Consider the following 23,799-nt stretch of genomic DNA (forward strand, 5'->3'; position numbering starts at 1 on the left):
CTCATCCAACGTGGAGGTTGGAGCGTACTTCCTTGAGGACGTCTTCGAGGAGACCCGGAACGTTGCGGCCACCGAGTACCAGCTGGCGGTCCAGGAGGCGGTTGGAGGTCTCACAGGACGTCTCGCTGACGAGCGCGCAACCGTGGCACGCGGAGAGGTTCAGGCTGCTGGCACCCTGCCGGTCGCTCTCGATGCAGACGGGGTCGTTCGAGCAGTAGTCAGCGTCGTCAAGGGCAGCGGTAATGAGCGGCCCAATCTTTTGAGGAGCGCCGAGCCTGACGAGGCCGCCAAGGGTTCCTTGCGCATCGCCCGCCGCGGTGTAGATGAGGATTCCGGCCATCCCATCCGGGCCGCTGCCGCCAGCGTAGATCCGTTCCTGGAGTGAGGCGGAGGAGTAGCCGCTTGCATACGCTAGACGGCGGACCAGGAGGTGGGCAATCGTGTGGAGCGCGACAAACCTGGCCTCCGGCGCAGGCAGGCGGTGTGCCCACGGGGTCATATTGCGTCGCTCGATCAGGGTGCCAGCCCGTGCCTGGACGGCAGGCTGGCTTTCCCAATCTCTAAGTCGCTGCTCATCGAACTGAAGGAAGATGCCCTCGCCGAACACCTCGATTGCCGGATAAAAGCGGCGGCGTTTGGCATCGGGTCCCAGGTCGGCCGAGATCTGTGCGGCACGCGCATTGTGGCGGCGGAAGCCCTTGAGCGCCCGCACTTCCCTGACGCGCCTGACCTGTCCGACCCCTGCGATCGCATCCGCAACCGTCTGCGGAGTGGCGTCGTCGTGCTTGATCCGCCAACCGTCGACAACGAATTCGCCCTCAGTCGAATCGCGGCCGGGCTTCTCTAGCTTCTTCAGGAAGGCTGCCCACTCGCCGTCCTTGAGGTCGCGTATAACGGCTTCGTCGCGTGTGACGGCTTCGTCACGGTTGTCGGCGGTCGCAGCGATTGCCAACACGTCCTCCGGCGTGACGTCGAGATCAGTGGCGATCCAGCCGGCCACGAGCTCCGCCTGTGGTCCTCCGTTGTCGGCGACGACCTTCTCGAAGAACATGTGCCCACGTACTGCATCTGCCTGAGTGATAGACCGTGGCTCCTCCTCCGGAATGTCGAGTGCAGAGATCCTCTCGGCGATGTAGTTGCCCGTCGCGCCGCGTTGCACTGCGACGAGGTTGTATTCGCACGGGTTGCCGACCTTCTCGTCCTCCCAGGGCTGTCGGCCACCGCAGCGGACGCCGTCGCGCTTGAGGGACTCGGCTCCGACCAGATCAGACAGGGGGCGTGACCTCTTGCAGGCCCCGCAAGTGACGTGGAGTGACGTGAGGCCCTCGCCGTGGGTGGATGAGCGGACGAACTTGAGTTCTTTGTACGCTCGACAAAGACGAACGACCTCGGTGACGCCGCCGTCGCGCCCGCGGTGGGCCCACTGGAACCATGGAATGTCCTGGATGTGGCTGCCTTGCTCGCAGACAGCGACATACCGCATCGGAACGAGCGCACCCTTGCAGGCCGCGCATGCGTTGCGCCACTTGCCTTTGTCTTTGCTTGTGCTGCGAGAAAGGCGAGTACATCGTTCACAGAAGCGCCACTCCGGGAAGCGCCAGTACAGGAGTCCGTTCGTTTCTTTCGCAGCTCGACCTGCGTGAGTGGGCGCTTCGAGAAGGACGCTAGGTCCGAGTCGATCGGTAAGGCGGCCGCAGTGGATCTCGGAGGCGAACTTCTTGTCCCACCAGGAGGTGTCCGGTGCGATGAGCGATGCGCCCCGAATGTCGACAATCGCACCAACTCCGAAGGGGGTGATTGTCTCGGACAGTCTAAGTTCATGCTTGATCCGTTCCACGGGATCCCTCCTCGAACGGTTCGCGTACGTCGACGGCGACATTCGGCTCGACCGATCGCATCGAGTCGGCTACAAGCCATCCTTCGCCCGCCTGCCCAAATCTCTTGAAGAGCGCTACTTCGTCCCGACTCCTCCGGTCGTAGACCAGTTTCGCGCTGTCCTGGCGAGCCCGCTGCGCCCGGCCGTCCCAGTCTCTGAGCAGCGCCCAGACCGCACTGTCAGTGTCGACAGCCTCCGCCTGCTCGGAGCGTCCGACGACGGCGACGAACTGGACTACCAGCGTCTCGATCTGATTCTTGAGGCCGATGTCCTCCAGGTCCATGCGCAGGGCTGCAGCATTGTCTGCCAGCGAAGGGATCGCGTGCCGCAGCAGCGCGACGAGGGCACCTGCGAGAGAGCGGTCACGGGACGCCAACGACCAAGGAGTCACGCTCGTCGGCTCTACGCTGCGGTAAAGCGCCTCGTGATAGCTCCTGAAGGTCTCGAAATGCGACCGGTCACGAGCCCGGTTGGACCGGAAGAGGGTGGTCACGACGCCCTTGACGTCGCCTCGTCCGACGCGGCTTGTTGCCTGGATGTACTCGGCGGTCGTCCTGGGTTGGCCGACCATCAGCATCAGAGCGAGCCGTGGGATATCGATGCCGACAGACAGCATGTTCGAGGAGAGCACGACATCGATGGCGTCGTCGGACTCATCGGCCCGCCGCTTGAGCGCTCGCAGATCGTTCGGCAGCTCTTCGGGTCCGCGACGACTGGTGAGTTCGAGGACTTTGTCCGCTCGCACACGACGTAGTGGCAGCCCGAGCCGCTCTGCGCGGGGTTCGAGTCGGCCGTTGACGTCGTCGACGACCAAAGTACTGGTGCGGCCGAGCTCGCGCAGGCTGTTGTGGTACATGACGGCGGTCCAATACGCGTCAAGGGTGAAGGTGTCGCCCGCAGTAGTGTCGAGAACATGAGGGATTTCGAGCAGTGGCGCGGAGGCCGCGACGACCGCGGACATCTGGGACAGCGCCTGAGGCATGAGGCCGATGTACAGCCGACCCTCGCCGCTCCTGACGGGCTGGGAGAAGAAGGTACGATCATCGTCCAGCCCTGAGGGCGGGTACAGGGTGACCTCCCGGCCGTAAAGACCTCGCACCTGTTCGTCCGATGCTCGGATAGTTGCTGTAGAGGCGATGATCTTCGGGGGCGATCCGCCTCGGCTGAGCAGGAGTTGAAGCACCGCGTCGAAAACGGCGATGGTTGTGCCGAGTGGTCCCGACAGCAGGTGCAATTCGTCTTGGATGATCAGCGACGGCTGGCGGTACGGCGTTCCGAGGCCTAGGAGCTTTCCCGCATGAGGCTGGAACTGGAGTCGGGCGAACTTGTCGACTGTCGCCAGGAGGATGGTGGGTGGCTGTTCGTAGATCAGGTCGTCGACGACCGCGACGGGTAGTTCCTTGTTAAAGTAGCAACCGGTGTTGGTGCAGCCAATGACGACATCCTGGCCATCCAGACGCACGCCGTACTTCGACTGGTCGTCGGACCTGGACGCTGGCAGCAGCGGTGCTCCGCACCAGGGGCAGCTTTCGACTTGGAACTGGTTGGCCTCCTCCGGCCGCGCGGCCTTGTGGAGACGGTCGAGCGCTGCTCTTGCGTCCGCTCGACTTCCGGGGGTCACCTCGTTTCCGACCCAGAGCCCGATGCTGAACGCAGCCATCCGACGAACCCGCAGGTCGTTGAAGACGCCCGGGCGGCGTAGTAACTCCATCGCGCAGACGAGTGAGGCGGCCCGCTGGAACTGCTGCGTTGTGAGAAGCCGCAGCGTGTACCGGGTGACGACCGCCGTCCCACCACCTGATGTGCCGTGCGCGAGGCGACGACGGAAGATCTCGATCGCTGCGAGGCCGAGATACGCCTCGGTCTTGCCGCCGCCGGTCGGAAACCAGATCAGGTCGACCAACTCCCGATCATCATGGGTCTCGTCGATTGTCGAAATGAGCGCAACCAGAAGAAACCCGAGTTGGAAGGGACGCCAATGCGGTTCGCCGGCCGGCTTGCCTTGGTTGATTCTCGCCTGACGCATCTGTAGCCGCATCGCCACCATGCCGAGCGCAAAGGCGGTCCGCAGTTGGTCCTGGTCCGGCTGACGCAAGACCTCGATCGTTTCTCGCATCCTCGCGGCCGCTTTCGTGGACCGGTCCACGATCCGTTGAGCCACCTTTTCCTCGTTGCCGAAGCCCGGAACACGTCGCTCCTGCTCCGACACCCACCTGTCGAACGCGTCGACGAAGGCGTCCAGCGATGCCAGGACGGCGTCGGGGCTCTCATCGAGCTTCGCCAGATGAGCGAGGCCGAGTGCTCCTGCCTCCAGCGTATCGGCTTCGAAGGAGAGGGTTTCGACGTCCGGTACGACGAACGACGGGACCGGGGTAAGCCAGATTCGGGCGCAGGTAGTGCCCTCGAGCGCCCAGTCTGCAGCCATGCCGTGGCCGATCGCATACACCTTGCGCTCGCGGAAGCGTAGCCTCAGTTCGGCCGCTTCGTCGTCCACGTCAACGGATCCGGTCGGGTCGTACTCGAGGAACCGCGCTCCTTCCACGGGCGTGACGCTGAGTGCGACCTGGTAGAGCATTTTGGCGATGTCGAGTCGGTCATTATCGGTGGAGGGTTCTCTGACCCGGACGTAAACGGTCGCTAGGTAGCCGGAGCCATAGTCTCGCCAACGAGAACCGACCTCGACCTTCACGCCGTTCGCGCTCACCTCTTCGGGCCCCTCACCGCGCCGCATCTCGAGACCATCGAAAGCGAACGGTCGACGCTGCCACCTGCGCGGCCCGTCGCCCTCGATGGCTTTGTACGTGCCGCCAGACAGATCGCAGACCGCAGCGGGTCGATCAGTGACGAACGAGATCGCGGCCGACGAAGGCCGCCACTCTTCGGATATAGGCACCGCGGCGCCGCGCTCCTCGACCTCACCGGAGGACTCGACCTCCGCATCGGCAGAGTCCGCCTGCGAGAGGTCGTCGCTCTCAGAGTGGTCGACAAGCCCTTGCGGAAAGAGCATGCCGACGGAGTACTGCCGGTTCGGCATATTCTCCACGATCTCGTCGTCCCCGCCCTCCGGGCCGACATACGCCGCCACCAGATGGTCCACCACCAACTGTTGGGGATGGGTGAGGGTCACTTCGCGATCATCCAATCCTTCAAGAGTTGTCGAAGCCGCTGCTTGTCTTCCTTCGATGCGATGATATGGAGCGACACGCGGGCCCTGGTGGTAGCTACGTAGAAGGCGGCAATCCCGGCCTCGTCGTAGGTGTGCGGAAGGTCGAAGACGATGACGTACTCCGCCTCGAGACCCTTCGCGTACTTCGGACTGGTCATGACGAACCCGCCGGGGCTCGTTGCCGGCCGGGAGTCCGACGTTGTGCTGATCATCCAGATATCGGCCCTACGCGCTCCGTCGGCAGCGATCCGCTTCGCGAGCAGGTCAGCTTCGGCAAGGTCGGCCTGCCCTGGTGGGGTGTGCCACTGGACCTTCTCACCATGAACGATCCCAGGATCACCTACGTCAGCTCCGAGATACTCCTGGACGACGTGAACGATGGCCTGGGTATTGCGGACGTTCAGGTCGAGGTCGACCGAGATCGCCTCGCCGGCGATCAGTTCGGCAACGTCCTCGTCATATTCACCGTCGACGTGAACCTGGTTGTTCGGGTCGAGGAACATCCGCCACCATCCGTCGGCTCGTCCGCCGGCGACGACCGCGTCGATCCTGTCCATCGCGTCAGCACTCATCATGTCCTGAGCCTCGTCGACCATGACGACGTCGTACGCTCTGTCGTCCGGGAGGTCGTCGAAGGGGATCAGATCGATGTCACGGCCCTCGATGTGCGGAGCGAAGAAGTTGGTCAAAGCAGATGAACGGAAGGTGATGAGAACCGACTTTCCCTGCTCCACCTCCTGCTTGGCCGCCTCAACCAGCACGAGCGATTTGCCCGTACCGGCTCCGCCGAACACGAGAAGGCGCGGGTTACGGGCGAGCGCTGCGAGGACCCGTCCCTGACCGGCGGTGGCACGGTTCTGCTCCTCTATGACGGCTCCGCGCTGAGCATCTATCACGGGCATGCGGGTGAACTCGCCGAAGAGACGTGTCCGCAGATCTTCGGCTCGAGCTCGTTTCTGGCCGCGTGGTGCGGTCCGTGGATTCTGGGTTATGCGGTCGAGGGCCCCTTCGAGACCCGCTGAGCTCATATCGCTTTGAGCGAGCCAGTGTGTAGGAAGCCAACCGACCGAGGCAGGAGGCGAGTCGATGTCCGGGGTGATGACCACCGCCTCGTGGGCGAACCATCCCGCGCCCTCCTCCTGAAGGATGTCACGCAGTGCATAGGCGGCGGATCTGGCCTGCTCCATCGGCGATCCGGACAGTTTGTGCCAGTCTCCTCGTCGGTCGACCGAGTACCAGACACCGTCGTGCTTTCGCACGCCGCCGCCTTTCACCTCAATCACGACAAGAACGCCCCTCCACAGGACGATGAAGTCCGCCTCGGCCTGCTGCTTGTAGGCGTGTGAACGAAGGTCGACGGAGTGGAATGCGACGGCGTCGGGGTCGCCCTCGACATCCTTCAGCAGACGCGCCACCGTCCGCTCAGCGTCGCTGGTCGCACGGCGTTCGATATCGGCGAGCGTAGGTACGAGGATCATCCCTTCTGCTCCTCCCAGAGATCCGCATAGTCGCGATATCCCAGGAAGTCGTTCATGGCTCCCCAATTGTCGGCGACGTCGACGATGAGGCACTCCTCCTTGCCGCCGTTCTTCGGGCCACGTAGACCGCGGCCGGCCATCTGGATATACGCACTCGGGCTGAAGGTCGGCCGAGCGATGTAAAGAGCACGCACGCCAGGAGCGTCGAAGCCCTGGATCAAGAGGTCGCAGTTGGCCAAAACCCTGATCTCGCCCTTCTGGAATCGCCTGATCACGTCCCGGCGCTGCTGCCGGCTCGTTTGTCCGCTGACGGATTCGGCCTCGATGCGGCGATAGCGAAGCGACGCGGCGAGAACCTGCGCCGACAGCACGCTCGGCGTGAAGACCAGGATCGGCCAGTCTGGATCCTGCTCGGCGATGTGCTCGACAAGGATCTTCATCCGGGCCTCGTTGCGTCCCAACCGCTCGTAGAGGCTCCTGTCGATGACATGCGACGAGCGAATCTCCGCCTGCTGATCGGCGTCCAGCTCGACATCAATGCCCGGAAGGATCTCGTGTTTGACGCCTGCAAGGACGCCGAGGCCGACCAGCTCCTTGTAAGCATCAGTCTCGAACGCAGTCAGGCGGTTGTGCCCAAATCGGGCTGCGAGTTGCTCGGTCCGAGTCGTATCCCCGGCGCTGCCCTTGAACGGCGTCGCGGACAAACCGACCAGGGGACGGTCCCAACTACGCCCGTCGACACCGAGCCGGCGAAGGATCTGGGTGTACCGCGTGGATCCGCCAGCGCGATGGGCTTCGTCGACGAAGACTGCAGTCGGCACCGTCAACCATTCGTATTCGGGAAGGTCCAGGATCGCTTCGAGCTTGGCATCGGTCGCCACGATCACGCTGACGTCGGTATCGGGTTGGTGGACCTTGTTGTTCTCCCACAGCCTGCCGATCGCCAGCGGGCGTTCGTCGCCGAGATACCGCCAGACGGCCTCAAAGGTCTGCACCGCCTGCTCGCACAACTCGATAGACTGCGCGATCCAAAGGACAGTCCCGCTCAGAACCTCATCGACGAAGAGACGAAGGACCGTCTGGGTCGCTACGCGCGTCTTGCCCGCACCGGTCGGTAGCTCGACCATCCCCTTCTGTGCGGCGCCCTGCTCGGATGGCTGAGTCAGGACGACACGTAGTTTCTCGCTGATCTTCTTCTGGAAGGTGTGAAGCTCGTTGAGCTTCACGGCACCGGGAACGACAAACTCCTGCGGCCGGGTTTGCGATCGTTCGCCGGCGTATTCCGCCGCGAAGCCCATCTTGCGCACCCATGAGATGGCAGCAGGAGTGCCGGCCCAAGCGGTGGGCACATCGGTGAACCCCACCTCGCGGAAGCGTTCCGCGAGGATCTTGAGCGAATCGGAGCCGTAGACCACAAGAAAGAGTCCAGCGATCGACGTGTCGGCGTCGACGAGTTCCTGGGCCTCCAGCGCCGACCAGAGACCAGTCGGCAATGCGTCTCGAAGATCATCCGGTCCGATGTAGAGCTCGAGGCGCTCGGCATCGGAGCCGACCGACCGCGCCTGGACCCGCAGGTCCTCGAGCATGTGGTCGAGACCAACCTTGATCACGGCTGAGAGTTGGGCGTTGTCGAGGCGACGTTCGAGCAACGCCTCGTTGACGAACTTGAGCACCTGGGCCTCGTCGGCATCGTCTCGGACGACGAGCTCGCTGCCGTCCAGGTACCAGTTGAGCGGCTGGTCCTCGACGCCGTCCTCGGTGGTGACGCGCTTCGCGATCATCATCGCCCTGGCCAGCTTCACGCCGTTGAGCCGATCAGAACCGACGATGTTGCGCAGTCCGGTGTACACGTCCAGGAGGGGCTCGCTGTTCTGTCGTCCCTCGATGATCTCCGAAAACGCGAAGCTGTCCTCGAATCGGCGGCAGCCCACAAGACGGATCAGTTCGTCGACCTGATCGGGCCGAGCGCGCAAACACGGGCGTTGTTGCGTGCGGAGGAAGGCCTCCTGGTCGTCGTTCGTCGCGACATATACGGCATTTGGCGCCAGCGGCTCGATCGTCCGCGCGACACGGGCCGGAATGGTGGCAGGCTTCGCACCCTCCAATCCGACCTTGGTCGCTGCGACGACGAATTCGACAAGTACCTCGTCCTTCACGCCCGCTGGGAAGATCTGGCCTTCCAGCATCTCGCGCATGACGTGAGGCGGCACGTCGCTCAGCTCATCCGGCAGGTCGAGGATCGCAGCAACCTGAGGGCTTCCGCGGAAGAGGGGCAGAAGTCCTTCGTAACGAACGAGCGACGGGGCGACGACGTCCACGGGGGAGCGCAATCCATGAGTCGACTTCACCAGTCCCGCTGTTCGAACCGCCCACCTGGCAGGGGAGTCGACTTTGTACGTAACGCCGGTGTCGACATCCTCGCAGGACCAGTCGTCATCGCCGTGCACTACGAGGGCCGTGGTCCACGGCTCTCGGGCGCTGACCGGACTCTCGGCATCGCGCAGCAGAAACAGCACCGAGAAGGGGCCAGGTCCTGCGGCGCGGTTGAACTCGATCGCCTCGACCGGACGCTCACCGACGCCGTTGTGTCGGTTGAGTTCCTCCAGCACCCATAGCTGATAGTCCTCGAAGTGCGTCTCGTCCTCGAGCGGGTACTCCTTGACCGGACGACGTACGACGCCGAGTTGGTAGGCGACGTCCGCCGAACAGCGACGCTTGTCCAGGCACCGCGAGACGAAGTTCGGTCCAACCTCGACCTCCAGGTCCAGCACCTGCTGTGGCCAGGCCCACCCGCCGTCGAGCGTCGGAACTCTGACGGGCGTCTTCGCCGCCTTCATGATTTTGGCTGCGGCCTGCGTGGACAGATCCAGGGTCGAGTCCCAGACCTTGATCAGGTCGTCCGGGCGCGGACTGTTGTCGAGTTTCGCGAGCCGTGCGGTAAGGATCGCCTCCGGGTCGAGATCCCGGAACCCGCGGTCCTGGAGGATTTTCTCGACGCCGTGCTGCCTGAGAAAGGTGGGATCGACGAAGACGGCGTCCTCGATCTCAAGGTCGGACTCGTGGTGGAGGAATACGACTCGGCGATCCTCCAGCGCTCGCATTCCGTGGGTGGTCGGGATGACCTTGGCCTTGTTGATCTCCGGAAGGTTCGAGTGTCCGGCGACCGTCCTCAGCGCATTGGCCGCCGAAACGGGATCAGTGCCCTCGGCCCACTCGCGCAGCCAGGTGAGCAGGCCGCGCTTCGGAAGATGCGCCAAGGCCTTTCCGGGGTCGCGCGTGTCCGCCTCCGAGTTCCGGCCAAGGATGTACAGGTCGCGAAGACGAGTGGATCGGGTGCCGGTCTGGTAGCACAGCCAATGCGGGACGTCGTCACCCGTGTTGGCCGACTGGATCCACGCCTCGTGTAGCCCCTTGTCGAAGCTGACTGCGAAGTCCAGTGGTAGAAGGTACTGACCGTTACGAAGAGTCCCGACTGCGTCGGGGATCAGTTCACGATCTGCGGCGATCTGCGGCACGTGGACCGTGAGGAGATCGTCTCCGAAGCTCAGAGACTCCCGTCCTCGCGCCGGCATGAAGTCGAGATGTGCCGCGGGATCTTCGACCGTCCTCACACGCGGCATGAGATTGACGAACATCTCGGCGACCGTATGGAGGATCTCGCGGTTGTAGGCGTTCCTGAGCAGGGTGGTGCGGTCGTCGTTGACACTCCACGGAGCGTTGAACAAGGCAGACGCCGACGTCTCGTCCTGAAGAGGAAAGTACGACCAGAATCGACCTCTCCGCAGGTCTCGCTGGTTGGCCGGCACTGCCACCGTGACCTTCATCTGCGCCCGAGAGACCGCCTCACCAACCTGTTTGCGCGCTTCTGCCGACGGCTCGTGCATTTGGCTCGCTACGAGCCACTCGTCCGGATCCTCGCCCTGGGACTCGATGCTGAAACGCCCTTCACCGAGTTCATGTGAGACATGCTTGGCCTCGTACGAGTCGCCGCCGACGACCCTGAGCCGCACTTCACGGACGGCCTGCACGAATAGCAGGAATTCGGAATGGAAGTCCTCGATCTCGTTGCGGAGACGCCTCAGATTCCTAGCCCTCGGGAGCCGAACGACAGTCGTCGCCCATGACGAGAGGTCTGCAAGGATCCGGTCCTCTTCGACCGCGCGGTCGAAGTTCGCGACCGTGGCAGTCCTCAGGATCGGCAGCCTTCTGGCAGCCGGATTCACGTTGCGCAGTTCGGCCTGCGCCTCCGGGGTGTTGAACTCGAACGAGATGGATCGGCTGAAGATCTGAGGTGCATCGGAGACGGCCAGCACGGACTTGAACCCGAGACCGAAACGTCCGATCTCTTCACCGCGCTTGCCGCTCAGATATGCCATGGCGATAGCGGTAAGTCCGACGCGCGAGAACGGGCGTCCGGCGTTCGCGCAGTACAAGATCTCGTTCTTGGCGTCCAGAACGATCTCGACGCGCCCCGCAGCCTCCCCGTGTTCATCCGCGCCGCCGATGGCATCTGCCGCGTTCTGTACCAGCTCGAGGAGGGTCCTGTTCGCGTACCCACCGGTCCGGATGGATTCCTCGAGGTTCGCATGCTCCACCACGAGGTTGGGCTGGATCCCGTACGAATCGATCGCGCGTCTGAACTGGTCGTTCACCTCGCGTACGAGATCTGGGTCCGGCTTCCAAGCCTCACGATTACGCGTCACTGTGCTAATTGCTCCTCCCCCGAGCCGAGCTCGACAATCAACGCGCAAGACGAGCCAGCGGCACGAACCGCCCAGTAGATGCAGATCGTGGCGCGGGTGCACCTCTTGTGCGCTTCCCCGATGAGTATGTTAGCGAGTTACGGAGCTATGCGGAGCAAGCAACACGAAAGTTTGGGTACAGCACGCCCTTCGGTACTCACAAGCACGGTCAGGCGATTCTGCCAAGCGGATCAGGTCGTGGCCCGACCTGATCCTGGCCGGCGGATCGTCGTTGGAATCGGTCGAGGACTCGCGAACACATGCGCGGAGAGGTCACCGTCGTCGTTCACGGTCGTTCGTCGTTGACACCCGCTCATTGGTTCGGGAAGTACAAGGCCGGCGGCCTGATCAACTCCGGACGCCCGGCGGTCACATCGTCGCGCGGTTACACAGGCGTACGCGAGACGGCCGCGGACCAACGGCTCCGAGGCCTGGCCAGGCAATGACGGACGGCGACTTGGCGGCCCTGCGCCCGGGAGCGTCGTGCTCCGACGTGTGAGACCGGACGTACGGCGCGATACGCGCGTGCACTTCACGTGGTGGTTCACGCGCCGGAAGGGGCCGCTGACCGGAGGAAAGCAGACTATGCGTCACTGGCGCGTCGTGGATCCCTGGCTTCATTTCCGCTCGGCCAAGGAGGGCGTGCCAGAGCGCACCAACATTCGCGGTCTTAGCTTAGCGGTCGTGTTGCCGCCTGCGGCTACTTTTCTTGGGAAGGGCCGCGGCCGGGAGGACGGCGTCGAGCCGCGGGTAGCTGGTTGGTTGCCTGTGGTGCGGAGTTGGTGGGTGGAGCAAGTCCGTCCATGGCCTTGAACGCTTGCGCCAGATCAGGGGGCAGGGCCATTCGCGGCGGCGCGATAGGACGGTCGGCCTCTTTGCCGGGACCAACTGCCGGGCGCACTGTTGGCAGGTGGTCGAGCTCACCGAGGGCGACGCCCTTCGAGCGTCCGAGGCGGTTGGCGGTCACGTCGAAGATTTCGCCGTTCTTGCGGGGCGCAAAGGCGATCACCTGCCGTACTGGTAGGTGATCCGGGGTCGGGCCTTCGAACTCCCGGTAGGTGAGCCGGTGCGAGGGCCCCATCGGCTGTCCCCGGCGATTGAACTCCTCTACTACCGGTATCTTGACCTCAGCGCAGTCCCGAAGATCCGGATGATCGTCGGAGCGGCCGAGACGTTCGCCGGCGAGCTCTGCTTCGCGGCCTTCGCGCAGGGCGCTCAACCCACGGCGAACAGCCTCGAACTGCTGAGCAGCAGGACCGTTGGGCTCGGATCGCGCCTGGGACTGCAGCTCACGAAGCTCGTCTAGCAGCTCCGGATCGACGATGAGATGGTATTTGGCCGTCATCGCGAGGCGGGCGGCTCGTTGTCACTGTCGAGGTTCCATCCGAATTCCGCGGCGACGTCATCGGCCGACACGTAGTCTTCGACGCGATTCGTCGCCAGGCGCCGACGGGTGACCTCACGGGCTTCGGTGGCTTGCTCGGCGTCCGCTGCCAGCTCCTCGAGTTTCTCCCACCGGTCGAAAGGCACGACCACGCCCTCGGGGTGGCCATCGTCACCGAAGATGAGTGGTTCGGCCTCACCTGAGCGGAACCGCCGCAGCATCCGGGGCAGGTTGTGCGCCGCGGTCGCCGTATCGATCACATTGACCCGGTCACCATTGGGCCGATCTTGCGGTGTCTCGGTAGACATCTGAGCTCCTCGGATAGCTGTCTTCCCAACCTAATCGAGTCTAAGAGCGGCAGGATCCCGAACCGCGCGGTCAGCTCTTCGGGAGGTCGGAGTCGTCGACCGGCTGGCTGAGGTCGATGCCGAGTTCGGCGGCGACCTGTTCGATGGGGATTGATGGGCGCGGGTCGGCGAGGCGTGCGCGGGCGATGGTGTAGGTGGTGTCGAAACCGTCCTCATCGAAGACGCGAGTGTCCAGGGCTCGCCAGAGTTCGAACGGGACTACTACACCTTCAGGTTCGCCGGTGTCGCCGAAGATCAGAGGGTCCTGATGGCCGAGGCGAAAGCGGTCGAGCATTTGGGGGAGGAGACCGGCCGCGGTGGAGGTCTTGATCACCCAAACGCGGTCGCCGTCGGGGAGTACGTGGAGCGTTTCGTCCGAGTCCATCAGGAACCCTTCTGCATCGACAACTGTTCTCATCAGACTATGGGCGGCGTCCCGCTCAGGTCGGAAGTTATCCACAGGGCGTCCGGCAACGGAGAGCGCGGTACCGAGCGGTCACGGGGGCCGCTGGCATCGTGCGCATCGTCGACGTCGGCAGCTTGCCGGTCGACTGCGCCTTCGATCCCGGCACGTGAAGGGCCGGCTCAGGGTGGGCCGGCCCTTCGGCGATGTCACAGGTTGCGGAAGAAGGTTCGGAGGTCGGTGGTGAGGTCGTTGGGGCGTTCGAGGGAGGCGAAGTGGCCGCCTTGTTTGAAGGTGGACCAGTGGACGATGTTGGGGTTGTCTCGGTCGGCGAGGGGGCGGATGGTTTTGAAGTCGTCGGCGAAGACGGCGACGCCGGTGGGGGCGTTGTTGGGTTGCGGTTCGGTGCCGGCGTTGGCTTCTTCGTAGTGGTAGCGGCCGGCGGCGGCTGAGGTGTTGGTGAACCAGTAGAGGGAGACCTCGGTCAGGATCTGGTCGGGGGTGACGAGGCTGGTGCCGTTGCCGAAGTTGTTGAAGAGTTCGTTCCAGGCGAGTTGCCCGACGGGGGAGTCGGAGATGCCGACGGCAACGGTCTGCGGGCGGGTCGAGTTGATGGCGTTGTACCCGCCGACCGACTGGAACCACTTCAGGTGCTCCAGCGCCGCGTAGTCCTCCGGCGTGAACTTCTCGAACTCCGCCGGGTCGCCCGACGGGAACGAGAACAGCTGCAGGACATGCAGTCCGAGGAAACCTTCGGGGTTGAGTACGCCGAGTTCGCGGGCGATCATCGCGCCGGCGTCGGAGCCGTGCGCGCCGTACGACTCGTACCCGAGCCGCCGCATCAGCGTGTCGAACGTGCGGGCGACGCGGGCCATCGTCCAGCCGCGGTCGACCAGCGGCGTACTGAACCCGAAGCCGGGGATCGACGGGACGACGACCGAGAACGCGTCGTCCGGAGAGCCGCCGTACGCCGCCGGGTCGGTGAGCGGGCCGATCATGTCGAGGAAGTCGACGAACGAGCCCGGGTACGTGTGGGTGAGCAGCAGCGGGGTCGCGTCCTCGACCTTGGACGGTACGTGGATGAAGTGCACGGTCTGGCCGTCGATCTCGGTCAGGTAGTGCGGGAACTCGTTCATCCGGGCCTCCTGCGCGCGCCAGTCGAAGCCGTTCTGCCAGTGGTCGACCATCTCGCGGAGGTAGTGGTTCGGGGTGCCGTAGTCCCAGTCGTCGCCGGGCGCCGCCTCCGGGAGCCGGGTCCGCGCGAGGCGCTGAAGCAGGTCGTCCAGGTCGGCCTGGTCGATCGTGACGGTGAAGGGCCGGATGCTCTCGTTCTTGTTCATGGCTCTACCGTAGAATCCGTATAGGAACATTAGATTCCTAATTAGGAGACTGTTTTGCTGGAGACCTCGCAGCGCCTGCTGACGCTCCTGGCGCTGCTGCAGACCCGTCCTGCTTGGACGGGTGCCGAGCTGGCCGAGCGGCTCGAGGTGACGACGCGGACCGTACGGAATGACATCGACCGGCTGCGCGAGCTCGGGTACCCGGTCGACGCCACCCGCGGTCCGGCCGGCCACTACCAGCTCGGCATCGGCGCGAAGCTCCCGCCGCTGCTGCTCGACGACGAGGAGGCGGTCGCCGTTGCTGTCGGTCTGCGAACCGGTGCGGGTGTCGTCGGTATGGCCGAGAGCAGCGTGCGCGCGCTGACCAAGCTCCAACAGGTGCTCCCGCACCGTCTGCAACGCCAGGTGAACGCGATCAACAACGCGATGGACCAAGGCCCCGAGAACACCCGCTCGAACATCGATCCGCCCGAGATCGACACAATCCTATTGTCAACAATCGCCGCCTGTATCCGCGACGAGCACTACCTCCGTTTTGAGTACGCGGTACCGGAGGGCGCATCGCTCTACAAGGCCGGGTCGAGCGCCGGGCAGGACCTGCCGATCCTGGTGGAGCCGTACCGGCTGGTGAGCTGGCACGGGTACTGGCACCTCGTTGCGCGGGACGAGGAGTCGGTCTGGCACACGTACCGCGTCGACTGGATGTCGTTGCGGATGGCAACAGGTCGCCGGTACCAGCCGCGGCCGATGCCGGATGCGGAGTACGCCGACTTCGTACTGCGGGACGTCGCGTCGGCCGGCTGGAAGGTGCACGCACGGATCACAGTCCATGCACCTGCACAGGAAGTACTGTCGCGAATCCACGCCGCCGTCGGCATCGTCGAGTCCGTCGACGACAACACCAGCGTCCTGATCACCGGCGCCGACTCCCTCGAGACCATCGCCGTCTACATCGGCATGCTCGGCCTCGACTTCCACGTCGACGGCCCACCCGCCCTCATAACCCACCTCCAAACCGTCGCCAACCGCTACCTCAACGCGACTTGTGGAGCGTCTAACGACAGGACGTAGTCCACCGATTTGTGGCCGGTGCATCGAGACCACGCGGGGGACGGCTCGACCGCGCCGACTACCTCCTGTCGCTAGCCGTGCTGCGAGTCGGGCGAGGGCACGAGTTGCGCTGCGCGTCGGGCAAGGGCGCGAGCCTGGCGTGCTGAAGGACGGGTGGTGGTCGGCGATTGTGTGGCTCTGGCGGTTGGGGCAGGCGGGGGAGTAGGCGGAGATGTGGACCTCTACCCGTCCTTCGGTACGCCTAGGCCGGCGTTGCGGGCTTGGATTATCGCGGTGGCTCGGTCGGCGGTGCCCAGTTTGGTGAAGATCGTGGAGACGTTGTTGGCTACCGTTTTCGAGGCCAGGTCGAGGCGGGTGGCGATCGCGGGGTTGGACAGTCCGGCGGCGAGTAGGTCGAGGATCTGGCGTTCGCGGGTGGTGAGTTCGGGGAACGGGTCGGTGGGTGGTGGGGCGGCGAAGAACGTGAGTACGCGGCGTGCGACGCCGGGGCCGAAGATCGCCTCGCCGGCCGCGACGGCGCGGATGGCGCGGGCGATCTCGTCCTGTTCGGCGCCTTTGACGAGGTAGCCGCGGGCGCCGGCGCGCATCGCGGCGAAGACGGAATCGTCGTCCTCGAACATGGTGAGCACGAGTACGGCGACTTCGGGCGCGGAACGGGCGAGCTCGCGGGTGGCCGCGAACCCGTCGAGGTCGGGCATCTGCAGATCGAGTACGGCGACGTCGGGGCGGGTCGTGACGACTTCGCGGACCGCTTCCCGCCCGGTCGAGGCGACACCCACCACCTCGATCCCCGGCAGCGAACTGAGCAACGCCTCCAACCCGGCCCGTACCACCGGATGATCATCAGCCAGCACAACCCGAATCACCGCACCTCCAACGAAGACTCATCAACCACCCGAACCCCGGCAGAGCATCCGTCGACATCCTGGTCTTCCAGCGGATCCTGCTCAACAGCACCGAGCTCGCCGGCTGCCGGAGTGCCGCGCTGGACGTTCGTGGCGGAGATGTCGGTCGGCGGGTCGGTGGGTAGATCGGCAGGCGGGTCGGGCTCAACGGCAGCGAGTTCGCCGTCTGCCGGAGTGGCACGCTGGAGGCTCGTGACGGCCGGGACGACTGGCGGGTCGGCGGGTAGGTCGGCAGGCGGGTTAGCTCCCGGGGCGGACGGTGGGGTGGAAGTTGGGTCGGCTGGCGAGGCGGAATTGGGGGTGGAAGGCGGGGCGGCTGTCAGGGTGGATGTCGGGGTGGCCTGGCCGGTCGGAGTGGTTGGGTTGGTTTGGCTGGTTGGGGTTGTCGGGGGTCGGGTCGGTAGGGGGAAGCGGGCTCGGACGTGGCCGCCGGTTGGGGTGGGGCCGGCTTGGAAGGTGCCGCCTAGTTCGGCGGCTCGTTCTCGCATGGCTTGGAGGCCGACGCCGGGGTGCCACGGGTCGGTGGGCGGACCGTCGTCGGCTACCTCGATCTCTAGGTCGTTCTCGCAGCGCAATGTCAGTACGGCAGAGGTCGCGGACGAGTGCCGCACGACATTCGTCAGCGCCTCGGTCGCGATCCGGTACGCCGCAACCTCCAACGCAGCAGGCAATGCCGGCAAGCCATCGGCGGCAACCTCCACGCGAATCGTCGCCCCATCCGCGCGGAACGACAGCTGATCCACTCGCTGTCGTAGCGCCCCCACCAACCCGAGCTCGTCCAGCGCCGGTGGACGCAGGTCCTCCACCAACTGCCGTACGTCAGCAATTGCCGTCCGAGTATCTGAACGCAACCGCGCAAGCAGTTCGACGGCTCGCGCGGCGCCGGCGGGAAGAGCTTGTGAGGTGTCGGTGGTGATCAGGTTCGCAGCGGCGTCGGCGGAGAACGCGACTCCTGTCAGAGTTGGTCCCAAGCCGTCGTGCAGGTCGCGGCGCAACCGTCGACGCTCCTCCTCGCGCGCTGACACCAGCTTCTCCCGCGACGCCTGCAGTTCAGCGGACAGTCGGGTCGCGTGCACAGCAACAGCAAGAGGCACGGCGACCAGCCCGAGCACACTCCGATCCGCCGCCGACAACGCCGACTCACCCGACCGCACCCCAACCTCGAGCGCCCCAACCACCTCACCGCCATACACCAACGGCACAACAAACACCCCCTCCCTCACCCCACCCGCGCCGACCCCATCGACCGCCACGCCAATCGTCTCCGCCCGCGCCACACCCGCATCAGCCGCCGCCAGCGCAGTGGGTCCTGTGGCTGTGGTGTTTGTCCCGTCTGTGCCGGGGTGCGGGCGGGTTGGGAGGGTGCCGTCGGCGGCGATTGTGGCGCCGTCTACTCGGAGGGCGGCGTAGGGGAGGCGGAGGGCTGCGCGGATCGCGGCGACTACGCCTGGTAGGCCGGACGACAGTTGTGAGCCCACTCGCGACGCGACCCGCGCCGGATCGTGGCGGTCGCCGTACAGGGCGCGATCGACGAGTTGTTGGAGTCGAGGCAGTACGGGCGCGATGATCAGGGCAACGAATACGGTGACCGCCGCGGACCGCCCGACCTGCGATGCGATCAGTGAATCGAGCAGCGCGACCAGCGCCGCATAGATGCCAATAGCAACCAACGACAACAGCGCCCAGGTCAACGCCCGCGATACGACGAGTCGGATGTCGAGAAGCTGGTGCCGTACGATTGCCACCGCGATCGCGATCGGGATCAGCGGAATCGCCAGCAGTACAAGGATCGGCGTCCCCGCGACGAACGACCACGGGATCACGAAGAGCAGTGCGATCACCGATGCCAGCAGCAACCACAGCAGTTGCCGACGACCGGCTTCGTCGGCGCGCCGGTAGCGGATGCCGAGGCAGCTGAGGGCCAGCAGGATCGCGACCAGGTTGCGTACTTCGGTCGCGGTCCAGAGCGGTTGCAGCGCGTCGAAGTTCCGCAGCGTGAGGTACCCGTACGGGAGGTCCGGCGACACGGGCTCGCCGCTCCCCGTCATCTCCAGGACGAAGAGCGGCGACGTTGCGATGATGCCGATCGCGGCCCAGCGCCAGCGTGGCGACAGCAGCCGTCCGTCTGGGAATAGCAGGAGCGCGAGCGGCAGGAACAGCCCGATCGACCACGGCCACGCGGCCAGCGAGATCGTGACGAGTACCTGCTGGGCGACCTGCCCGTGCACCACATACGCCAGTGCGTCCGCAACCGGGGTGATCGCGTGCCCGATCCCGTCCGCGAGGAACAGCCAGCCGATCGCGTTGGAGGGCCGATGCCACGCGATCACCGCACCACACAGGCCGAACGTCAGCGCCATCAGCCCATTGGTGACAAGGAAATTGTCGACCATTTCCTGCCAGCCCCAGCCGATCGAGACGCCGTACGCGACCGCGAAAACCACTCCGACGACTACCAGCGCGGCTAGCGCGCCGGCCAGGCCGCGGCGGTTCCCGGAGGTCGTCATACCGGCAGTGTGCGCCCGAATGGTTCCCGGCGTCTCGGGATCAGGATCCCGGATCGGCTGGGGGACCGCCCGTCGCCAAGGGATCTGGCCCCGCAGCGGACTCCGTCGTCGCCGGGTGACGGTGATACCCACGCTGAGACAAGGGGGTAGGGAAGATGTACAGATTTGGGCTGATGTTGCTCGGGTTGCTCGCACTGGTTGACGTCGCGACGCCGCTCACGACTGACGGGGAGCACCCGCCGATGAGCATCGCGATCGGGTCCGCGGTGGTCGGGGTGATCAGTCTGGTACTGGTCGGGTTCGCCTGGCGGGGCCGGCGGTGGGCACTGGCGCCGCTGATCACGCTGCGGTTGGCGTCGGCGCTGCTCACAGTGCCGGCGTTCTTCGCGGACGGCGTACCGACAGCAGCAGTAGTTGCCGCTGGGTTTGGCGTTGCTGCGACAGTCGTCGGCGTGATCGCAGTACTGCTGCCGAAGCGCGAGCTGGCAGGTGCGCGATGACACAGACGATCAGCCGTACGACGTCCCGCGCCGATATCCGGCCCGTCTGGCGGTGGGCGGCGGCGGTCATCTTGCCGATCGGGCCGGCTGCGGTCGCGCTGCTCCGGTACTTCCTGCCGTACAACACGACTGACGACGTTCCGACAATCACCAATAGGATTGTCGACGATCTGGATCGCAGCTCGTTCGTGCTGTGGCTGGCGTACATCGCGTTCCTGACGTTGGTGCCTGGCGTGTACTTCGTTGGCCGCCTGGCTCTCCGGGGTGCGCCTTGGTTGACCGCGATCGCACTCTTCCTGGTGGTCCCGGGGTACCTGTCGCTGCCTTGGACGGCGTCGAGTGATGTGTTCACCTGGTCTGCGGGTACGGCGGGGCTCGACCCGGTGTCGATCGCGAAGGCGGCCGATGTCACGCACGGCTCGATGGATCTCGCGGGCTTCACGTTCGTGATCGGACACGTTCTCGGCACGCTGCTGCTTGGTGTCGCGATGTGGCGTGCTCAGGTCGGGCCGCGGTGGGCCGCGGTGGCGGTCGCCGTTTCGCAGCCGATCCACTTCGTGGCTGCGGTCATCGTTAGCAGCCACACGCTCGATTTGGTCGGTTGGGGCTTGCAGGCAGCTGGGTTCGCCGCGGTGGGGTGGGCGATCCTCCGGATGCCGAACGACGAATGGCAACCGCTCCGCTGAAGTCGGAACGCCGCCACACGCGGCGGGACCGCAAAGTGGAGAGCCGGGCCAGATCCTGACCGAGATGGAGATCATCGGCGCCGGCCACGTGCGAGGGGGCGCAATACGGAGGGGTGTTCATCTCCGACGGGGCCGGCGAGCGAGGGAGAACGCGTGAGCTACGGAGAACGTGGGAGTGGGGGAAGGTGCGAGCGGCAGAACGCGGAGTGGGGGAGGAGGTGTGAGCGGAGGGAGGTGCGAGCGAGGCAGAACGCGTGAGCGAGACAGGACGTGGGAGTGGGGGTAGGAAGTGTGAGCGGGGGGAGGAAGCGTGAGCGGGGGAGGTGCGAGCGAGGCAGAACGCGGGAGTGGGGGGAAGGTGTGGGTGAGGAATGAGTGAGCGGTGGAGCGTCTGTGCTTGAGGCAACGTGTCAGCGGGGGACGGCAGGAGCGAAGGGGCTGGTGTGAGCGGGCGGCGGGTGGGTGGGTTTATCTGCGGCGCCCGCTCAAGTGCTGGGGGGTCAGGGCTGGTCGCCCACGAGTGCGATTGCGCGTGCCTCGGGAACTCCCAGCATCAGCAGGCTCGTGATCGTCGCCGCTCGGACGCCGTGGGCTTCCTTCGACAAGTCGCTGTCCGCGATGGCGAACACGGCGCCGTAGGCGAGCTGGCTCAGAATGCCTGCCGGCAGGTGCTGCGCGAACACGTCGCTGTCCTGGCCCCGTTTGACGAGGTCGGCGAGGAGCTCGTCAACAGGCCCGAGCAGGCTGTGGATCGCGTCGCCGTACTCGCCACGGCGGAGCGCCAGCAGCACTCGGTACCGGTGCGCCACCGGCCAGATGCGGGCGATGAATTCGACCCACGTCGCGTCCGCTTGTGCGTCGGAGGCGTCGACGTCGGTGAGTACGGCTGTCATCTCGGTGACTGCCCGTTCCGTGAGTGTCCGGACCAGGTCGAGGCGCGAGGGGAAGTGGCCGTAGACGGTACGACGGACGACGCCGGCCGCGGCGGCGATGTCGCCCATTCCGGCGTCGGGGTTGTCGCCCAGGACAGCCAGGGCGACGTCGAGGATGCGATCGCGTGTCTCGTTCATCGAGCGCGCACGGGAGGACTCGGTAGGCACGACCGCAGTGTTGCACACCGGTGTGCAACGAATCACATTGCACACCGGTGTGCATTGAAAGTAGATTGCACATCAGCGTGCAACGGAGAGTTGCGCTGTGCTTCGAAGCCCAGGAGATGAAGGCAATGACAGCACCTACGCCGCCGACCTCGGTCATGGTCCGCCCGTTCAGCGTCTCGATCCCGGATTCGGCGATCGACGACGTGAAGCAGCGACTGGCCAGAACTCGGTGGCCGGATCCGGAAACGGTGGGCGACTGGTCGCAAGGGGTTCGCCTAGCGAACGCCAGAGCTCTGGTCGACTACTGGCAGCGCAGCTACGACTGGCGGCGCTTCGAGTCCGAGCTCAATCGTTTGCCCCAGTTTCTGACTGAGATCGATGGGCTGGACATCCACTTCATCCACGTCAGGTCCAAGAATCCCAACGCGATGCCGCTGATACTCACGCACGGATGGCCGGGCTCGATCGTCGAGTTCCTGAAGCTGATCGGCCCGCTGACCGATCCGGTTTCGTACGGAGGGGACGTCGCCGACTCGTTCGACGTCGTCGTCCCGTCGCTCCCCGGGTTCGGGTTCTCCCAGAAACCCACCGAGACCGGGTGGAACGTATCGCGCATCGCAAGCGCGTGGGTCGAGCTGATGAAGCGTCTCGGCTACACGAGCTGGGCCGCGCAAGGCGGCGATTGGGGTGCCGTCGTCACCACCGCTCTCGGGGCCATGCAACCTGAGGGGCTCCTCGGAATTCATCTGAACACCCAGTACGCCTTTCCTGCCCGGATACCCGACACCTTGTCGCCCGAACAGCATCACGCGGTCGAGACCCTCGCCCTCTACACGGGCGGTCTCGGTGGCTCGAACCACCTTCAGGGCACGAAGCCGGAGACTGTCGGGTTCGCCCTGGCTGATTCTCCCGCCGGTCAGGCGGCTTGGATCTACGAGAAGTTCCAGTCCAAGACCGACAACAACGGCCTCGCCGAGGACGCCATCAGCGTCGACGACATGCTCGACGCGATATCCCTTTACTGGTTCACCAACAGCGCAGCATCGTCCAGCCGCATTTACTGGGAGAACAGATCGGCCACCTTCGCGGGCCCGAAGCTGACGCTTCCAGTCGCGGTGACAGTCTTCCCGAGGGACATTCCACGCCTGCCACGAAGCTGGATCGAAGACACGTACAGCAATCTGATCCACTACGGCGAGGCTGACAAGGGCGGCCACTTCGCAGCCTTGGAAGAGCCCGAGATCCTGGTCAGCGAAATCCGCACCGGCCTGCGCACCCTTCGTTCCTGACGCCAACGCACAAGCTCAGGAGCGCGCGCGTATCAGTCGGGCTTCACTCGGGCCGTCAGTTCCGCGACCTGGATCGAGCTGCAGGAGGGCGTCCCGGAGGCTTCGTCGGGATGTTCGAGGGGAGCGGCGACCGGTCGGGTGCGCCATTGGACGATGAGGACGGCGGAGAGTACGAGGGCACCGCCGAGCCACTGCGTCGCGGTGAGTTGTTCGCCGAAGACTGTGGCTGCGGCGATCACCGTGACGACCGGCTCGAAGATCGAGAGGATCGAAGCCACGGACGGTCCGACGCGCGCCATCCCTGCGAAGAACAGCAGGATTGCGGCAACCGTACTGATCAACGCAACCGCAGCCAGCCACAGCCATCCGACCGGCGCGAACCCAAAGCTCGGCGCACCGCGCAGAAACCCCAGCAAAACAAAGGTTCCGAACGCGCCTGTACAGACCAATGCCGTCAGCGCGAGCGGCGGTACCTCGCCTCCCAGCGAGTCTCCAACCATGATGTAGGCCGTGTAAACGATTGGTGCACCCAATGCAAGCAGAATCCCCAGCCAGTCGAGTTCGCCCGACAGTGCACCGCTGAGCACCAACCCGATCCCGAGCAGCGCGATCAGCAGCGCGGCGATGCGCCGGCGTGACGTCTGCTCGCGGCGGAGTGCGATCGCCGCACCCATGACGAGGATCGGATAGAGGTAGAGGATCAGCGCGACCAGCGAGGCATCGATCCGCGCGAGCGCGGAGAAGTAGAAGGTCGACTGCGCGGCGTACCCGAAGGCGCCCATCGCGAGTCCGGTCGCCACAGCCCGACGCGGCAGGTTACGCAGCGCGCCGCGGGCGAGCGCGATGCCCAGCAGCAGTGCGCCGGCCAGACCGAACCGGACCAGCAACAGCGCATTCACCGATACGCCCGCGTCGTACGCGAGCTTGCCGAACACGGCCATGACCCCGAAAGCGGCGGCGGAAAGAAGGCAGAAGAGGCGTCCCACGACATCGATGGTCAGACCA

General features: G+C 65.2%; 16 protein-coding genes. 4 read left to right on the forward strand and 12 right to left on the reverse strand.

Annotated features, from left to right (window positions below; all coding sequences use genetic code 11):
• Position 1: 1 nt before the first annotated feature.
• The 8 genes from drmB to ACGFI6_RS37175 form a co-directional block, all read right to left on the reverse strand.
• Entirely contained in the window at positions 2-1,837 is a 1,836-nt protein-coding gene (gene drmB, locus ACGFI6_RS37140; protein WP_393127170.1) for a DrmB family protein, read from the reverse strand.
• Positions 1,818-5,003, reverse strand: a complete 3,186-nt coding sequence (locus tag ACGFI6_RS37145) for a helicase-related protein (RefSeq protein ID WP_393127172.1) — start codon at positions 5,001-5,003, stop codon at positions 1,818-1,820. The genes drmB and ACGFI6_RS37145 overlap by 20 nt, the downstream gene beginning before the upstream one ends.
• Positions 5,000-6,520 (reverse strand): NERD domain-containing protein, encoded by a 1,521-nt coding sequence (locus tag ACGFI6_RS37150; RefSeq protein ID WP_393127174.1) that lies wholly within the window; start codon positions 6,518-6,520, stop codon positions 5,000-5,002. The genes ACGFI6_RS37145 and ACGFI6_RS37150 overlap by 4 nt, the downstream gene beginning before the upstream one ends.
• Complete coding sequence (locus ACGFI6_RS37155) at positions 6,517-11,172, reverse strand: sacsin N-terminal ATP-binding-like domain-containing protein (protein WP_393127176.1); 4,656 nt, start codon at positions 11,170-11,172, stop codon at positions 6,517-6,519. Before ACGFI6_RS37155 ends, ACGFI6_RS37150 begins: the two co-directional genes overlap by 4 nt.
• A gap of 790 nt (positions 11,173-11,962) precedes the next feature.
• The gene (locus ACGFI6_RS37160; protein WP_393127178.1) at positions 11,963-12,607 is read right to left on the reverse strand and encodes a hypothetical protein; all 645 of its coding nucleotides are present in this window, start codon (positions 12,605-12,607) and stop codon (positions 11,963-11,965) included.
• Entirely contained in the window at positions 12,604-12,954 is a 351-nt protein-coding gene (locus tag ACGFI6_RS37165; protein ID WP_393127180.1) for a hypothetical protein, read from the reverse strand. The genes ACGFI6_RS37160 and ACGFI6_RS37165 overlap by 4 nt, the downstream gene beginning before the upstream one ends.
• A gap of 70 nt (positions 12,955-13,024) precedes the next feature.
• Positions 13,025-13,378, reverse strand: coding sequence for a hypothetical protein (locus ACGFI6_RS37170; protein WP_393127182.1), 354 nt, complete (start codon positions 13,376-13,378; stop codon positions 13,025-13,027).
• Between the two features lie 227 nt (positions 13,379-13,605).
• Entirely contained in the window at positions 13,606-14,736 is a 1,131-nt protein-coding gene (locus tag ACGFI6_RS37175) for an epoxide hydrolase family protein (RefSeq protein ID WP_393127184.1), read from the reverse strand.
• A gap of 54 nt (positions 14,737-14,790) precedes the next feature.
• Between ACGFI6_RS37175 and ACGFI6_RS37180 the strand changes: the two genes are divergently transcribed.
• A complete protein-coding gene (locus tag ACGFI6_RS37180) occupies positions 14,791-15,807 on the forward strand; it encodes a helix-turn-helix transcriptional regulator (protein ID WP_393127186.1) in 1,017 nt (338 codons plus the stop codon).
• Between the two features lie 221 nt (positions 15,808-16,028).
• Here the strand turns inward: ACGFI6_RS37180 and ACGFI6_RS37185 are convergent, their stop codons facing one another.
• On the reverse strand, positions 16,029-16,673 hold the full coding sequence (locus tag ACGFI6_RS37185; RefSeq protein ID WP_393127188.1) for a response regulator: 645 nt from the start codon (positions 16,671-16,673) through the stop codon (positions 16,029-16,031).
• Positions 16,670-19,219 (reverse strand): histidine kinase, encoded by a 2,550-nt coding sequence (locus tag ACGFI6_RS37190; RefSeq protein WP_393127190.1) that lies wholly within the window; start codon positions 19,217-19,219, stop codon positions 16,670-16,672. Before ACGFI6_RS37190 ends, ACGFI6_RS37185 begins: the two co-directional genes overlap by 4 nt.
• A gap of 155 nt (positions 19,220-19,374) precedes the next feature.
• Here ACGFI6_RS37190 and ACGFI6_RS37195 point away from each other — a divergent pair, with 155 nt between their 5' ends.
• Positions 19,375-19,719 (forward strand): hypothetical protein, encoded by a 345-nt coding sequence (locus tag ACGFI6_RS37195; RefSeq protein ID WP_393127192.1) that lies wholly within the window; start codon positions 19,375-19,377, stop codon positions 19,717-19,719.
• Positions 19,716-20,405: a hypothetical protein gene (locus ACGFI6_RS37200; RefSeq protein WP_393127194.1), complete on the forward strand. Its 690-nt coding sequence runs from the start codon at positions 19,716-19,718 to the stop codon at positions 20,403-20,405. The genes ACGFI6_RS37195 and ACGFI6_RS37200 overlap by 4 nt, the downstream gene beginning before the upstream one ends.
• A 500-nt stretch (positions 20,406-20,905) precedes the next feature.
• Here ACGFI6_RS37200 and ACGFI6_RS37205 read toward each other — a convergent pair whose 3' ends face one another.
• The gene (locus ACGFI6_RS37205; protein ID WP_393127196.1) at positions 20,906-21,475 is read right to left on the reverse strand and encodes a TetR/AcrR family transcriptional regulator; all 570 of its coding nucleotides are present in this window, start codon (positions 21,473-21,475) and stop codon (positions 20,906-20,908) included.
• Positions 21,476-21,621: 146 nt separating this feature from the next.
• Between ACGFI6_RS37205 and ACGFI6_RS37210 the strand changes: the two genes are divergently transcribed.
• The gene (locus ACGFI6_RS37210) at positions 21,622-22,794 is read left to right on the forward strand and encodes an epoxide hydrolase family protein (protein WP_393127198.1); all 1,173 of its coding nucleotides are present in this window, start codon (positions 21,622-21,624) and stop codon (positions 22,792-22,794) included.
• Between the two features lie 32 nt (positions 22,795-22,826).
• Here the strand turns inward: ACGFI6_RS37210 and ACGFI6_RS37215 are convergent, their stop codons facing one another.
• A complete protein-coding gene (locus tag ACGFI6_RS37215; RefSeq protein WP_393127200.1) occupies positions 22,827-23,780 on the reverse strand; it encodes a DMT family transporter in 954 nt (317 codons plus the stop codon).
• Between the last annotated feature and the right edge of the window lie 19 nt (positions 23,781-23,799).

This window comes from Kribbella sp. NPDC048928 (assembly GCF_043197975.1).
Lineage (GTDB): Bacteria > Actinomycetota > Actinomycetes > Propionibacteriales > Kribbellaceae > Kribbella.